The sequence below is a fragment of the Porphyrobacter sp. YT40 genome (genome assembly GCF_006542605.1).
Classification (GTDB): Bacteria; Pseudomonadota; Alphaproteobacteria; order Sphingomonadales; family Sphingomonadaceae; genus Erythrobacter.
This window is the reverse complement of sequence record NZ_CP041222.1, coordinates 2469083-2484244: the sequence shown is the minus strand read 5'-3', so window position 1 is coordinate 2484244 and position 15162 is coordinate 2469083. Positions and strand designations below refer to the sequence as shown.

Here is a 15162-nt window from a genome sequence, read left to right as displayed (position 1 = left end):
ACCGCAAAGCCGCTCAGGCCGAGCATGACAAAGACCTGCCAGCGTTTGATTGAGACGATCTCGTTCATCGCGAATCTCTCCAGCGCAGGAATTGGAAGATGAGCACAAACACCATCATGTAGCCGAGCCAGACATAAAGAATGGCGTTGCCCCACTCGACCTCGGTCTTCGACCATCTCAAATAAGACGGCGCTTTCGCTGGCTGACCCAATGCAAAATAAAGCAACCACTCGCCTACATAAAACGCCAACGGAATGATCGCAGTTGCATAAGCCAGCACTACCGATGTGCGGCGCCACAATTGCTCGGCATATTCGTCGCGCATGAACCGTGCGCAGATGAGGAAAAACGGCACCAGAAACACCAGCACCAGCAGCGGAGCGTAGAAGATCACTGCGACCGGCGCGGACATGTAATCCTCGGGGTCGAACCCCGTCAGCCGGTCGACCAGCAATTCCAGCACGCTGTAAACCAATGCCGCAAGCGAGGCATTCATCAGCACGAAATAGGCGCGGTAGCGCCGCTGCTTGTCGGGCTTGGCTGGGGGCGTTGTCATTCAAGCGCTTTCATTGCCGGAAAGGAAAAGAGCGGCGGAGGGGCGGGGCGAACCCCTCCGCCGGGGTGCATCACGCGCCGGGAGTGGCGTCGGGCGATGCGGGGGTGTTCTCGGCAAAGCGCACGCGGTCGGCCCGCGCATTGGCGATGGCGACGCGGATCTCCGGCGCGGCGGCAGCCAGCGCGCTGGCGCGGCATTCGCGCTCGAGCCGCAGCGAGGCGCTGTCGCGGCCGCCGTTGGCGCACATCTGGTGCGCCTTGGTCCGCACGCGCTCGTCGAGCCGGGCGACACCGTCGCGGGTGGTGAGGTCGAGATCGTCATGGGCGACCGGAGCTTCGAATTCGGTGGCGTTGACGGGGCTGGCGCTAACGCTGGCGGGGCTCGCCATCAGGGCAATGGCGACAGCGAGGGGGGCACCGAACGAAACGAACGAGGAACGAATGGTCATGGCGAATCTCTTGGGGAGGAAGAACTGATTGTGTCAGTGCAACCTTCCGGAATGTCAGGTTGCCCTGACTTTATGTCGCGATTCGCTGACGATGTCAAGATAACCTGACTTGAAGTCAGGGTGATACGACAAATACGCACTTATCCTATTGGATTCGCTCGACGTTAAGACCCTTCTCCCGAAGCATCAGGATTACCGAATCGGGGCCCTCCATATGTCCGGCCCCAACCGCCAGCAGCAGGTTGCCGGGCTGCGCCATCCGATTCTCGAGCCAGTCGGCCCAGGCGCGGTTACGGTCGACCAGCAGGACTTCGTAGAAGGCACGCCCGAAGGGGTCTTCGAGCATTTCGGTCACCGCCTCGTCACCCAGCTTGCCCTGCGCCCACTTGTGCTCGCTCTCCCAATCATTGCCGCCCGGTTCGACCAGAGCGCAGCCGTCCCACCCGTCGAACCCTTCGTCGATCATGGCGATCAGCTGCGCCTCGTCGATCCCGAACAGGTTTTCGAGCACCTGGATCGGATCCTCGATCGCCGAGATCGGGCGGCCGCTGGCCTTGAACTCGGCCTCGATCACGGTCTCCACCCCGAAGTCGCGCAGCGAGCCCTCGGCCGTGGCGGTGGCTTCGGCGATGGCGAACATCGCGATCATCGGCGGGGCATATTCTATCTGGTCGGCCGAAAGACCCGCCAGCTGGAGCATCCGCTTGAGCTTGGGCCGATTGCGTTCCGAAAGGCGCGCAGACAGCGGCTCGGTGGGGCGGTAGCGCATCATCAGCGTCATGAAGCGCAGCGCCTCGGGGGTCAGCTCGGCCTCCGCCTCGTCCTTGTCGTCGCGCGATTCGAACACGACCTCCCGCGCCTCGCCCACCACCCGGTCGAACAACGGGGTGCGCCAGCGGAAACCCTCGGGCAGGACGTGGAAGGTGCCGAAGATGGTGATGGTGGTATCCTCGTCGGCAAGCCGCCACATGGCCGGCGCGGGCTCGTAGTCCTGCCGGGGCGCGGTGCGCGCGGGTGGTGCGGGCAGAACCGGGCCGCCGCCATGGCGAAAGCCGTGCCGCCCGGTGCAACGCAGTGGAACCGGTTCGGCGGGCAGGGCGGGTTCGGCCGCGACCTCTCCTACCTCCGACGGCTCCTGCGCAGCGAGCGGCGCGAGCGCCAGCACAAAGGCGAGCGGAAGACCCGCAGAATGACGAAAATGCTTCATGAATCAGGGCCTCGGCGCAAGAATTGCATTGACCGGCAAGCTGCCGCAGGCTGCGTGCATGTCAAGCGCTTGCAGCCGGGGCCTGCGCTTTGCCGCGATGCGTGCTGCGCTGCGGCATTGACGCTAAGGGGGCGTTCGGCCATGGCGAGCCGCCATGAGTGCTGCGCCCCTCTTTACTCCGCCTGCGCGCGACCCCGCGCGCTCGTTTCAGGACATGATCCTGACGCTCCACGACTTCTGGAGCGCCCATGCCGGTTGCGTCATCCTCCAGCCCTATGACATGCGCATGGGCGCGGGCACATTCCACACCGCAACCACCTTGCGCGCGCTCGGGCCGGAGCCGTGGAACGCCGCTTTCGTCCAGCCCTGCCGCCGCCCGACCGACGGACGCTATGGCGAGAACCCTAACCGGCTGCAGCACTACTACCAGTATCAGGTGATCCTGAAGCCTTCGCCGGGCGACATCCAGGAGCTCTACTTGAAGAGCCTCGCCGCGATCGGGATCGACCCGCTGGCGCACGACATCCGCTTTGTCGAGGACGACTGGGAAAGCCCGACGCTGGGTGCATGGGGCCTCGGGTGGGAAGTGTGGTGCGACGGGATGGAAGTCACCCAGTTCACCTATTTCCAGCAGATGGGCGGCTTCGACTGCAAGCCGGTGGCGGGCGAACTCACCTACGGGCTCGAGCGTCTGGCGATGTACATCCAGGGCGTCGACAACGTCTATGACCTCGCCTTCAACAACGTCGGGGTGTCGTATGGCGACGTGTTCCTCGAAAACGAGCGCCAGATGTCGAAGTGGAACTTCGAGGTCGCCAACACCGACGCGCTGTTTGACCTCTTCGCCAAGGCCGAGGCCGAGTGCCGCAACGCGCTTTCCGCAGGCGTCCCCATCGCCGCTTACGAACAGGCGGTGGAGGCGAGCCACGTGTTCAACCTGTTGCAGGCGCGCGGCGTGATCTCGGTGCAGGAACGCGCCAGCTACATGGGCCGCGTGCGCGACCTCGCGCGCTCGTCCTGCGAGGCCTATGCCGAAAAGATGACGCCCGAATGGCAGGCCAAATATCCCGGATGGAGCCTCGTCTGATGGCCGACTTCCTGCTCGAACTGCGCTGCGAGGAAATCCCTGCCCGGATGCAGGCAGGCGCGCGCGCCGAACTCGAAAAGCTGTTCCGGCGCGAGCTGGACGCGGCGGGCGTGGCGGTGGGTGAACTCACCATCTGGTCGACCCCGCGCCGTCTTGCGCTGATTGCGCGCGGTTTGCCGCTGGCGACCGAGGCGATGAGCGAGGAAGCCAAGGGCCCGCCCGAAGGCGCGCCCGATGCCGCGATCGACGGGTTCTGCAAGAAGAACGGTGTCACCCGCGAGCAGCTGGAACTGCGGGACGTCAAGGGCCGGATGACCTGGTTCGCGGTGATCGAAAAGCCGGGCCGCGCGGTCGGCGATGTGCTCGCCGCCGCGATCCCCGCGATCATCCGCGATTTCAGCTGGTCCAAGTCGATGCGCTGGGGCGCGGCTTCGATCAGCACCGATAGCATCCGCTGGGTGCGACCGCTTTCGGGCATCGTTGCGCTGCTCGATGGCGAGGTCGTCGCGTGTGAAGTCGGCGGGATTGCCGCAGGCGCCGCGACGCGCGGCCACCGCTTCCATCATGATGGCGAAATCACCATCGGCAGCGCCGACGATTATGCCGAGAAGCTGCGCGCCTGCCACGTGATCGTCGACCACGAGGAGCGCGCCGCGATCATCCGCGAAGGCGCCGCCAAGGCTGCCGCCGAGGCGGGCCTGACGCTGGTCGCCGACGAGGGGCTGGTGATCGAGAACGCTGGCCTCACCGAATGGCCCGTCCCGCTGCTCGGCCGCTTCGACGAGGCCTTCCTCGACGTGCCGCCCGAGGTGATCCAGCTCACCGCGCGGGTGAACCAGAAGTATTTCGTGTGCGAGGACGCGGGGGGGGCGCTCGCCAACGCCTTCGTCTGCACCGCCAACATCGATCCCATCGACGCGAGCGTGGTGGTCGACGGCAACCGCAAGGTTCTGGCCGCGCGCCTGTCGGATGCGCGGTTCTTCTGGGAGCAGGACCAGAAAACCCCGCTCGCCGAGCACGCGAATAAGCTGTCGCGCATCACCTTCCACGAGAAGCTCGGCACCGTCGCCGACAAGGTCGAGCGTGTGGCGAAGCTGGCGCGGTGGTTAGTCGAGGAAGATGTCGTCATCCCAGCGAAAGCTGGGATCGCTCTCGACCCGGGTGCCAATTCGAAGACGATCCCAGCTTCCGCTGGGATGACGAAGGAAGAATTGGCCGACCTCGCGGAAGCAGCCGCGCGGCTGTGCAAGGCTGATCTCGTCACCGAGATGGTCGGGGAGTTCCCCGAATTGCAGGGCCTGATGGGCGGATATTACGCCGCGAAGGAAGGCTTGCCGGTCGAAGTCTCGGACGCGATCCGCGATCACTACAAGCCGGTCGGGCAGGGCGACGATGTGCCCACCGCGCCGGTGACGGTGGCGGTGTCGTTGGCGGATAAGCTTGATACGTTGTTTGGATTTTTCTGTTGGGGCATGACTCCCACTGGCTCGAAAGATCCTTTTGCGCTCCGGCGAGCTGCAATCGGTGTGGTCCAACTCCTAACCGTGAACCAAATTCGCTTGAGTCTGTGCGATGCCGTCGATGTGGGCGCATGGCGCTTCGTGTATGCTCGGGTCCTCGAAGACTTTGACTATCAGCAAGCCTTTTTGAAGAAGCACTTCGACCAAGAAGCTCTCGAGGATGAGTATTTTGCTGACTGGTTTGAACGTTCTGAGAACGGGCTTTGGTCGTATGCGCATGAAGGAGCGCGTGACGAAGGATTGGCGCTCCTCGACTTCTTCGCCGACCGCCTCAAAGTCCAGCAGCGCGAGGCGGGCGTCCGCCACGATCTGATCGACGCCGTGTTCGCGCTCGGTGGCGAAGACGATCTCGTCCGCCTGCTCGCCCGCGTCCATGCGCTGCAGGCCTTCGTCACCACCGAGGACGGCGCCAATCTGCTCGCGGGCTACAAGCGTGCCGCCAACATTCTCAAGAAGGAAGACTGGCAGGGCATCGAGGGTGAAATCGCGCGCACCGGCGAGGAAGACCCGCTGGCGATGGTCGACGATCCCGATCTCGCCCCGGTGATCGCCGCCAAGATGGCTGATCGCCACGCGGCCGCGTCCACGCTTTCCTACACGCCCGAACCGGCCGAAAAGGCGCTGATCGACGCGCTCGATACTGCTGAGCCTGGCGTTCGGGGTGCGATCGAAAGCGAAGATTTCGACTTTGCAATGCGTATGCTCGCCTCGCTACGCGCGCCCATCGACCGGTTCTTTGAAGAGGTGACTGTCAACGCCGATGAGGCCAAAAAGCGCGCCGCGCGGCTCGACCTGCTGGCGCGGTTCCGCGATGCGGTCCACCGTGTCGCCGATTTCAGCCGCATCGAGGGGTGATTTCTCGCGCATATCCTTTCGTGTCACCTTGAGAAAAGGCACAGAATTTCAAAGCCATGATCCCTGTATGGAAAGTGACACGCTGTAACCTTTGTCACGTTCCCAACACCGCTTAGGAAGCCCTATGACACTGAAGACGGTCTATGTATTCGGAGTCGACGCCGACCACTCCGATCCGCGCCAGAAGGACAAGACCGTCACCGGAGGCAAGGGCGCGAACCTTGCCGAGATGGCGAGCATCGGCCTGCCGGTGCCGCCGGGCTTCACGATCACCACGGAAGAATGCGTTACCTATCTGAGGGATGGCGCGGATTTCTCCGATGGCCTACGAAGTGCGGTGAGCACGGCGCTCACCCATGTCGAGGGGACCGTTGGCAAGCGGTTCGGCGACGCGGGCGATCCGCTGCTGGTCTCGGTCCGCTCGGGCGCGCGGGTGTCGATGCCGGGGATGATGGACACCGTCCTCAACCTCGGGCTCAATGATGCAACCGTCGAAGGGCTGGCGGCATCGAGCGGGGACGCGCGGTTCGCCTGGGATTCCTACCGGCGCTTCATCCAGATGTATTCGGACGTGGTGCTGGGGATCGATCACGGGCTGTTCGAAGAAGCACTCGAGATCGCCAAGGAAGACAAGGGCTTCTATAACGATACGGAGATGTCGTCCGAAGACTGGCAGGCGCTGGTGGGCGAATACAAGGGTATCGTTCAGCAGGAACTCGGCAAGCCCTTCCCGCAGGACGTTCACGAACAGCTGTGGGGCGCGATCCGTGCCGTGTTCGACAGCTGGGATAGCGACCGCGCCAAGGTCTACCGCCGGTTGAACGACATCCCCGCCGACTGGGGGACCGCGGTCAATGTGCAGGCGATGGTGTTCGGCAATATGGGCGAAACCAGCGCTACCGGGGTCGCCTTCACCCGCGATCCGGCGACCGGCACGCGGGCCTATTACGGCGAATACCTGATCAACGCGCAGGGCGAGGACGTGGTCGCAGGCATCCGCACACCGCAATACCTCACCAAGGCCGCGCGTGAGGCTGCGGGCGCCAAGCCGCTGTCGATGGAAGAGGCACTGCCGCAAGCCTATGCCGAACTCGCCCGCGTGTTCGACCTGCTGGAACTTCACTACAAGGACATGCAGGACATTGAATTCACGGTGGAACGCGGCAAGCTGTGGATGCTTCAGACGCGCTCGGGCAAGCGCACCGCCAAGGCCGCGCTCAAGATGGCGGTCGACATGGTGGCCGAGGGCCTGATCGACGAGCGCGAGGCGGTACGGCGGGTCGATCCGATGGCGCTCGATCAGCTGCTCCACCCCACGCTCGATCCCAAGGCCGAGCGCAACGTGCTGACCACCGGGCTTCCCGCCTCGCCGGGTGCGGCGGCGGGCAAGATCGTGCTCGATGCCGACACCGCCGAGCAATGGGCGGGGCGCGGCGAGAAGGTGATCCTGGTGCGGGTCGAGACAAGCCCGGAGGACATCCACGGGATGCACGCGGCGCAGGGCATTCTGACGGCCCGCGGCGGGATGACCAGCCACGCGGCGGTTGTCGCGCGCGGGATGGGGCGGCCTTGCGTGTCGGGGGCGGGGCAGGTCTCGATCGACCGCAACACCCGCACGTTGCGGATCGGCACCACCGAGCTGAAGGAAGGCGATGCCATCACGCTCGACGGAGCGACGGGGCAGGTGATGCTCGGCATCGTGCCCACGGTCGAGCCGGAGCTGGCGGGCGACTTCGGGACGCTGATGGTCTGGGCCGACGGCTTGCGCCGTATGAAGGTGCGCACCAATGCAGAAACGCCCGAGGACTGCCGCATGGCGCGCCAATTCGGGGCCGAGGGCATCGGGCTGTGCCGCACCGAACACATGTTCTTCGAAGCCTCGCGTATCTCGCTGGTTCGCCAGATGATTCTTGCCGAGGACGAGGTCGGCCGCCGCCGTGCTCTCGACAAGCTGCTGCCCGAACAGCGCGCCGATTTCACCGCGATCTTCGAGGTGATGGCGGGCCTCCCCTGCACGATCCGACTGCTCGATCCGCCGCTGCACGAATTCCTGCCGCACGCGGACGAGGACTTTGCCGAGCTTGCCGATGCGACCGGGCTGGGGGTCGATCACCTCAAGCGCCGTGCGGGCGAACTGCACGAATTCAACCCGATGCTCGGCCATCGCGGGTGCCGGCTCGGGATCACCTATCCCGAGATCTACGAGATGCAGGCGCGCGCGATCTTCGAGGCGGTGTGCGCGGTGAAGCAGTCCACGGGCGAGGCGCCGCTGCCGGAGATCATGATCCCGCTGGTCGCCACCAAGCGCGAGCTCGCGATCCTCAAGGCGCTGGTCGACAAGACCGCCGAAGCGGTGTTCGCCGAGGTCGGCACGCGGGTCGACTACCTCGTCGGCACCATGATCGAGCTGCCGCGCGCGGCGCTGATGGCGGGCGAGATTGCCGAGGAGGGCGCGTTCTTCTCCTTCGGGACCAATGACCTGACGCAGACCACGCTGGGCGTCAGCCGCGACGATGCGGCGCGGTTCTTGAGCGTTTATGTCGACAAGGGCATTTTCCCGCGCGACCCCTTCGTCAGTCTCGATGTGGACGGTGTCGGCCAACTGGTCGAACTGGCGGCGGAGCGGGGCAGGGCGACCCGGCCCGACATCAAGCTGGGCATTTGCGGCGAACATGGCGGCGACCCGGCAAGCATCGCCTTCTGCGAGAGCGTAGGCCTCGATTACGTCAGCGCCTCGCCTTACCGCGTGCCGATTGCGCGCCTCGCAGCGGCCCAAGCGGCGTTGAAGAAGGGCTAGGTTCCGGCGAGCGATCGCCGCCCGGTCAGGGTAACGATCTCGAAGGTCTCGGGCGTCTTGCCGTCCGCGTCGGCGCGCGTGGCAAAGGCGGCGCGGGCGCGGGTGAGAGCGGCCTTGCCGAGCGGTGCGGCGGGCTTCGCCAGCGCATTGCCGAGTGCGGAATCGCGCAGGTCGCTCACCAACCGGTCGAGCGTCGTATAGCGCACCGTCAGCAGGTGGGTGTCGACCACCGGGTCCTTCCATCCGGCACGCTGCATCAGCCCCGGCCCGGCGCGGGGATCGACCAGCGGGTGGAGCCGCGCGGCGGGACGGTCGGGCTCGGCGGCGAACATGGCCGCGCGCAGGGCGGGGAGGCTCTGGCCGCCGATGAAGTGGGCGATCACCAGGCCGCCGGGGGCGAGGGCATTGCGCAGGTGAATCAGCGCGCCGGGCAGGTCGTTGACCGCATCGAGCATCCCGATCACCACGATCAGATCGAGCCCGCTGGTGGGGAAGGGCGCTTCCGGATCGAGGGTTTCGGGCGCATCGACTTCGGCGCCGCCCGCACGCAAATGCTGCGCCAGCGAGCCGGTCCAATCGCCGAGGACCAGCGCGCGCGCCGGGGCGTGGCGAAGGAATGCGAGTCGCTCAAGCGTGTCCTCGATCATGTCCTCGGCAATGAACCGTGCGGCGCCGGGCGCAGCGGCGCGGCTCCGGGCGCGGGCGAGGCGGGCGTCGCGGCGGCAGGGGCTGAAGATGGTGGGGATTGCAGGGGCAGTCATCGCCGCCCGCCCTGCCGCGCTTGCCAGCGGAGCGCAAGCCGTGCGACACCCGGGCGATGGCAGTGGCCCGACAACTCGCCCGCCATGTCGCGCCCGTGGTGGACATGGTCTATCCCCCGCGCTGCCCGCTGTGCGGAACGGCAATCGCGGGCCAGGCAGGGCTGTGCCTCGACTGCTGGAGCACGCTGGAGGTGCCCACGCAGCCCGAAGCGCAGGGCATGGGCGTGCTGGTCTACGCGGCGACTTACTACACCGAAACCTCGCGCAAGCTGGTGATGGCCTACAAGCACGGCGGCCGGATTGCGCTGGCACGGCTGCTGGCTCGGTTGATGGCAGCGCGGCTGCCCGAAGCCGCTCACGGCCGCCCACCGCCGGTGCTGGTGCCGGTGCCGCTCCACCGCTGGCGGTTGTGGAGCCGCGGCTTCAACCAGGCAGCCTTGCTGGCGCGCGAGTTGGCGCGTCTGGGCAAGGGCGAGGCCGAGGTTGCCGGGCTGGTTCGCCACCGCCGCACGCCGAACCTCGGCGGGCTGGGCCGCGAGGCGCGGGAGCAGGTGCTAGCCGGTGCGATCCGGCTCAACCCGCGGCGGATGGCGCAGCTTGCGGGGCGCGATGTCATACTGGTGGACGACGTACTCACCAGCGGCGCAACCAGCAGGGCCTGCATCGCCGCACTGAAGGAGGCGGGGCCCGCTTCGATCGCGATGGCGTGCTTTGCCCGGGTGGAGGAGGGACACCATCTGGCGCACCAGAGCAGCCCATAAACATAACGCCCGAGGCCTTTCGACCCCGGGCGCCACGTGACGAAACGGTGAGGATCCACCCTTGCGGGCAGTGGCAGCGACCCCCTAACTTCGCTGCCGGGATCCAGTCCCTATCGTTCAACCGGTCGCGCTGGCACCCCGCCGCCAGTCTTGCGGTCCGGTCACCCCCTGAACCCGGCACCGGGCGGTGCCATTGTTCGGTGGAGAACCCCTTGCGAAGGCTCCGAGGGGCTTGTTCCACGTCGGAGCCCGATACGAAAGGCGTTAGCTGCCGGTTTTGTCTTTTTTGCAGCCCCCTGTTGTTTGCGTGCAACAATCGTCGCATGAGCGCCACGATAGCGACACGATCTGTCCAACACAGGCCGCAATGGAGTTTCCGGTGACCGACACTTCCCTGACCACTGCCGAGCGCGAGAGCGGCACGGTGTTTGCTCCCCGCTTCGATGCACTGGGCCTGCTCACCGCAGTGGTGGTCGACGATGCCTCGGGCGAGGTGCTGGTGGTCGCCCACATGAACCGCGAGGCGCTCGATGCGACGCTGGCCAGCGGGAAGGTGCACTTCTGGTCGCGCTCGCGCGGCAAGCTGTGGATGAAGGGCGAGACCTCGGGCAACGTGCTCGCGCTGCGGCAGATCCGGGTCGATTGCGATCAGGACGCGCTGGTGATCCGCGCGGTGCCCGCGGGGCCGACCTGCCACACCGGGGCGCGAAGCTGCTTCTACCGCGTGCTCGAATCGGGCGAGGGGAAGCCGCGCTTACGCCGCGACGATCATTGACGTTCACGTAAGCGTGAACAAACTTGACGCTCACGTAAACGTAAGGTAGAACGGTGGCATGGCTACAGCATCCGCTCATTCCGCCGCCGATCCCGCCGGTGAACCGCGTCGCAACGGCGCGCATCTCGATCGGCCGGATGTCCACGAACGCGAGCAGTTCACCATTTCCGACCTTACTTCGGAATTCGGCTGCACCGCCCGCGCGTTGCGCTTTTACGAGGACGAGGGGCTGATCAGCCCCGCGCGCGTCGGGCTGACCCGCGTCTATTCCAAGCGCGACCGCGCCCGGCTCGCATGGATCATGCGCGCCAAGAACGTCGGCTTCTCGCTGACCGAAATTCGCGAAATGATCGACCTCTACGATCTCGATGACGGCCGCGTGGAACAGCGCCGCGTCACGATCGAGAAGTGCCGCACGCACATCGCCAAGTTGAAGGCCCAGCGCGACGACATCGACAGCTCGATCAAGGAACTGACCGACTTCGTCGCCGAGATCGAGAAGCTCGACCTCGGCTGAGCCGCACCCCGACTTTCCAGCACCGCACACCCAAGGGATTACGTGATGCCGACCTATACCGCCCCCACCCGCGACACGCGCTTCGTTGTCAACGAAGTGCTCGACCTTGCCAGCTACGGCAATCTGCCCGGCTTCGAGAACGCCACGCCCGACATGATCGAGACGGTCATCAACGAGGCCGGCAAGTTCTGCGCCGAGGTGCTCGCGCCGGTCAATCAGGCGGGTGACGAGCATGGCTGCACCCGTCACGAAGACGGTTCTGTCACCACCCCGCCGGGCTTCAAGGAAGCCTATCAGGCCTACGTCGAAAGCGGTTGGGGCACGCTGGCCCAGCCCGAGGAATTCGGCGGACAGGGCCTGCCGCATGTGCTCGGCTTCGTGCTCGAGGAATACACCGGCACCGCCAACCAGGCCTTCGCGATGTATCCGGGCCTCACCGCCGGCGCGATCTCGGCGATCCTCGCCAAGGGCAGCGACGAGCAGAAACAGACCTTCGTGCCCAAGATGATCTCGGGCGAATGGTCGGGCACCATGAACCTGACCGAGCCGCATTGCGGCACCGATCTCGGCATGATCCGCACCAAGGCCGTGCCGAACGGCGATGGTTCTTATGCGATCACCGGCACCAAGATCTTCATCTCGGCCGGCGAGCATGACCTCACCAGCAACATCATCCATCTGGTGCTGGCCAAGACCCCGGGCGCGCCGGATTCGACCAAGGGCATCTCGCTCTTCATCGTGCCCAAGTTCCTGCTCGACGCCGATGGCAATCCGGGGGAGCGCAATGGCGTCACCTGCGGGTCGATCGAAAAGAAGATGGGCATCCACGGCAACGCCACCTGCCTGCTCAACTATGACGGCGCGACCGGCTACATGGTGGGAGAAGAGAACAAGGGCCTTGCCGCGATGTTCATCATGATGAACGCGGCGCGTCTCGGCGTCGGCATTCAGGGCTATGCGCAGGCCGAAGTCGCTTACCAGAACGCGGTCAACTACGCGCTTGATCGCCGTCAGGGCCGTGCGCTGACGGGCCCCGCAGACCCTGCGGCCAAGGCCGATCCGATTTTCGTCCACCCCGACGTGCGCCGGATGCTGATGGACGCCAAGGTCTTCACCGAAGCCATGCGGGCGCTGTGCCTGTGGGGCGCGCTGCAGGTCGATCTGACGCACAAGGCGCAGACCGCCGAAGAGCGCGAGATGGCCGATCTGCTGATCGGGCTGATGACCCCGGTGATCAAGGGCTACGGCACCGACAAGGGCTACGACATCGCCACGAATATGCAGCAGGTCTATGGCGGGCACGGCTACGTCAAGGAATGGGGCATGGAGCAGTTCGTGCGCGATAGCCGCATCGCCATGATCTACGAAGGCGCCAACGGTGTGCAGGCGATGGACCTGTGCGGCCGCAAGCTCGCTGCGGGTGGCGGCAAGGCGATCCAGGCGTTCTTCGCCATGATCGACGAGGAAATCGCCTCGGCCAAGCAGAACGAGACGCTGAAGAGCGTCGCCGAACGCCTCGAAAAGGCGCTGGGCGAGCAGAAGGCGGCGACCATGTGGTTCATGCAGAACGCGATGGCCAACCCCAACCACCTCGGCGCGGGCGCGCATCACTATATGCACATCATGGGCATCGTGACGCTGGGCTTCTTCTGGCTGAAGATGGCCAAGGTTGCTGCGGCCAAGCTGGCCGAGGGCGCTGACGACAAGGCCTTCTACGAAGCCAAGCTGGTCTCGGCCAACTACTACGCCGAACGCTTCCTCCCCGATGCGGGCGCGCTGCGGCGCAAGCTGGAAGCGGGCAGCGAATACATGATGAAGCTGCCGGCGGAGGCTTTCGCCACCGCGGCCTGATCTGGTTTCGCGATACTGATACAAAGCGGGCCGTCATGCATTGGCATGGCGGCCCGTTGCTATTCGGCCTTACTCGAAGCGGCCCATCATCCGCTGCGAGCCGGCCTTCAATTTGATGCTGCCGGGCTGCGGGACGGAGGCAGGCCGTTCCCACTGCGCCGCCGAACGCGCCGATCCGCTACGCGGGCGGGCGGGGGGCGCAGGGGCCATGGCCGGTGTCGCGGCCGCGACCGGTCCGGGTTCGGGCTCTGGTTCCGGCTCGGGCTCGACCACTTCGACCACCGGTTCGGGCTCGGGTTCCGGCGCGGGCGGCGGAGGCGGAGGCGGAGGCGGAGCGGCTTGCGGCGCAGGAGCTGGCGCGGGTGCCGCCACCGGTGCGGGCGCGGGCACGGCAGCTTGTGCGGGCGCTGGCGTGGCATCAGGCTCGCCCTCGGCCGTTCCGGCAAGAATCTTGGCGGCCACTTCCTCCACCGATCCCACCACCAGCAGCGGCTGTCCGCCGACGATGCCGACATTGGTCTGGCCGTTTTCTGCGGTGCGCAGCCATGCGACGTTGGAGGCGACGACGAGATAATTGCCGCCGCGCGATTCGAGCTTGATGAACTTCATGCGCGCCGGTCCCCGTGCCGCAGTTGTGAGGGCTGTTCCATTGCCGCAGGAAATAGGCGATCAAGGTTAAGGAATCGCTCCACGCGGCCACCGGGTAAGGGGGCTGGTGAAGCCTGTCGCAGCACGCAAGGGGACGGTCGAACTATGGCATGGCACCGGATGGGACTTGCGGCGCTGTTCGCCCTCGCGACGCCGCTGGCGGCACAGCCGCTCGCCGCCCAGACAATCCGAGCGGAGCAATTGCCGGCGAGTTTCAAAGCCGATCTCGATGCGCAATATGACCAGGTGATCGCCGACCTGATCCGCATCACCGAAACCCCCGCGCCGCCTTTCAAGGAGGCCGCCCGCGCCGCGCTGTTTGCCCAGATGCTGCGCGACAGTGGACTGACTGACGTCACCATCGACGAGGAAGGCAATGTCCTCGCGCTGCGGCCCGGACTGGAAAACGGCCCGGTCTTCGTCGTCTCGGCCCATCTCGACACCGTCTTTCCCGAAGGAACGCCGATCACCGTCACGCGCGAGGGCGAGCGGCTGCTGGCACCGGGCATCGGCGATGACAGCCTCGGCCTCGCCTCCATGCTGGCGTGGGTGCGGGCGCTGGAGCAGCGCAAGATCACCACCCGGCAGGCGATCCTGTTTGTCGCCACGGTAGGCGAGGAGGGGCCGGGCGACTTGCGCGGGGTGCGCCACCTCTTCACCAAGGGCGCGTGGCAGGGGCGGATCGGGGCCTTCATGTCGATCGACGGGACGGATGCCGGGCGGGTTGTTCATGCGGCCGTCGGCTCGCGGCGCTACCGGCTCGTCTTCAAGGGGCCGGGCGGGCACAGCTATGGCGCCTTCGGTATCGTCAACCCGATGGCCGCGATGGCCGAGGCGGTGCGCGGGATCTACGCCATCCAGGCGCCCGATGAGCCCAAGACGACCTATTCCGCGAGCGTCGTCAGCGGCGGCACCTCGGTCAATTCGATCCCCGCCGAAGTGGCGTTGGAGATCGACATGCGCTCGGGCGACGCAGCGCTGCTGCGAGACCTCGAAACGGAGGTGCTGGCAGCAGCCGAGGCCGGGGTGGCCAGCGAGAACGCCGCCCGCTCGCAGCGCGCGGGGGTGGTGTCGCTGGTGGCGGAGCTGACCGGGGATCGCCCCGGCGGCGTTACCCCGCCCGATCACCCGCTGATCCGCAATGCGCTCGCGGCCAGCGAGGCGGCAGGGTTCCGGGCGCGGATCGACGACTCCTCGACCGACAGCAACATCCCCATGAGCCTCGGCATTCCGGCGCTGACCATCGGCAGCGGGGCCGGGGGTGGACGCACCCACAGCCTCGACGAGTTTCTCAATATCGAGCGCGAGCGATTCGTCGCGGGACTCTCGGTCGGACTGACGGTGATCCTCGCGCAGACCGGGGCCCACTCGCCCTGACG

Annotated in this window: 13 protein-coding genes; 8 read left to right on the top strand and 5 right to left on the bottom strand. The window is 66.0% G+C overall.

Annotation, left to right across the window (positions count from 1 at the left end; translation table 11 throughout):
- Positions 1–64: 64 nt before the first annotated feature.
- From E2E27_RS11645 to E2E27_RS11635, 3 genes are all read right to left on the bottom strand, one after another.
- On the bottom strand, positions 65–556 hold the full coding sequence (locus tag E2E27_RS11645) for a hypothetical protein (protein ID WP_141459362.1): 492 nt from the start codon (positions 554–556) through the stop codon (positions 65–67).
- 70 nt (positions 557–626) lie between these two features.
- Entirely contained in the window at positions 627–1004 is a 378-nt protein-coding gene (locus E2E27_RS11640) for a UrcA family protein (protein WP_141459360.1), read from the bottom strand.
- Between the two features lie 145 nt (positions 1005–1149).
- Positions 1150–2211, bottom strand: coding sequence for a TraB/GumN family protein (locus tag E2E27_RS11635; protein WP_141459358.1), 1062 nt, complete (start codon positions 2209–2211; stop codon positions 1150–1152).
- Positions 2212–2365: 154 nt separating this feature from the next.
- Here E2E27_RS11635 and E2E27_RS11630 point away from each other — a divergent pair, with 154 nt between their 5' ends.
- The 3 genes from E2E27_RS11630 (at position 2366) to ppdK (ending at position 8470) form a co-directional block, all read left to right on the top strand.
- Positions 2366–3298 (top strand): glycine--tRNA ligase subunit alpha, encoded by a 933-nt coding sequence (locus E2E27_RS11630; RefSeq protein ID WP_141459356.1) that lies wholly within the window; start codon positions 2366–2368, stop codon positions 3296–3298.
- Positions 3298–5673 carry a glycine--tRNA ligase subunit beta gene (gene glyS, locus E2E27_RS11625; RefSeq protein ID WP_141459354.1) on the top strand — a complete coding sequence of 792 codons (2376 nt, stop codon included), beginning with the start codon at positions 3298–3300 and terminating at the stop codon, positions 5671–5673. Before E2E27_RS11630 ends, glyS begins: the two co-directional genes overlap by 1 nt.
- 124 nt (positions 5674–5797) lie before the next feature.
- A complete protein-coding gene (gene ppdK, locus E2E27_RS11620; protein ID WP_141459352.1) occupies positions 5798–8470 on the top strand; it encodes a pyruvate, phosphate dikinase in 2673 nt (890 codons plus the stop codon).
- On the opposite strand, the gene E2E27_RS11615 is transcribed toward ppdK, so the two are convergent.
- Entirely contained in the window at positions 8467–9231 is a 765-nt protein-coding gene (locus E2E27_RS11615) for a methyltransferase domain-containing protein (RefSeq protein WP_141459350.1), read from the bottom strand. The two genes, ppdK and E2E27_RS11615, sit on opposite strands and share 4 nt — an antisense overlap.
- Positions 9232–9287: 56 nt before the next feature.
- Here E2E27_RS11615 and E2E27_RS11610 point away from each other — a divergent pair, with 56 nt between their 5' ends.
- From E2E27_RS11610 to E2E27_RS11595, 4 genes are all read left to right on the top strand, one after another.
- Positions 9288–9992, top strand: a complete 705-nt coding sequence (locus tag E2E27_RS11610; protein ID WP_141459348.1) for a ComF family protein — start codon at positions 9288–9290, stop codon at positions 9990–9992.
- Between the two features lie 379 nt (positions 9993–10371).
- A complete protein-coding gene (hisI, locus tag E2E27_RS11605) occupies positions 10372–10767 on the top strand; it encodes a phosphoribosyl-AMP cyclohydrolase (RefSeq protein WP_234036035.1) in 396 nt (131 codons plus the stop codon).
- 58 nt (positions 10768–10825) lie between these two features.
- Positions 10826–11284 (top strand): MerR family transcriptional regulator, encoded by a 459-nt coding sequence (locus tag E2E27_RS11600; RefSeq protein WP_141459344.1) that lies wholly within the window; start codon positions 10826–10828, stop codon positions 11282–11284.
- A 45-nt stretch (positions 11285–11329) separates the two neighbouring features.
- A complete protein-coding gene (locus E2E27_RS11595; RefSeq protein WP_141459342.1) occupies positions 11330–13135 on the top strand; it encodes an acyl-CoA dehydrogenase C-terminal domain-containing protein in 1806 nt (601 codons plus the stop codon).
- 69 nt (positions 13136–13204) lie between these two features.
- Here the strand turns inward: E2E27_RS11595 and E2E27_RS11590 are convergent, their stop codons facing one another.
- Positions 13205–13744 carry a hypothetical protein gene (locus E2E27_RS11590; protein WP_141459340.1) on the bottom strand — a complete coding sequence of 180 codons (540 nt, stop codon included), beginning with the start codon at positions 13742–13744 and terminating at the stop codon, positions 13205–13207.
- A 144-nt stretch (positions 13745–13888) separates the two neighbouring features.
- Here E2E27_RS11590 and E2E27_RS11585 point away from each other — a divergent pair, with 144 nt between their 5' ends.
- Positions 13889–15160, top strand: a complete 1272-nt coding sequence (locus tag E2E27_RS11585) for a M20/M25/M40 family metallo-hydrolase (RefSeq protein ID WP_141459338.1) — start codon at positions 13889–13891, stop codon at positions 15158–15160.
- The last annotated feature ends 2 nt before the right edge of the window (positions 15161–15162 follow it).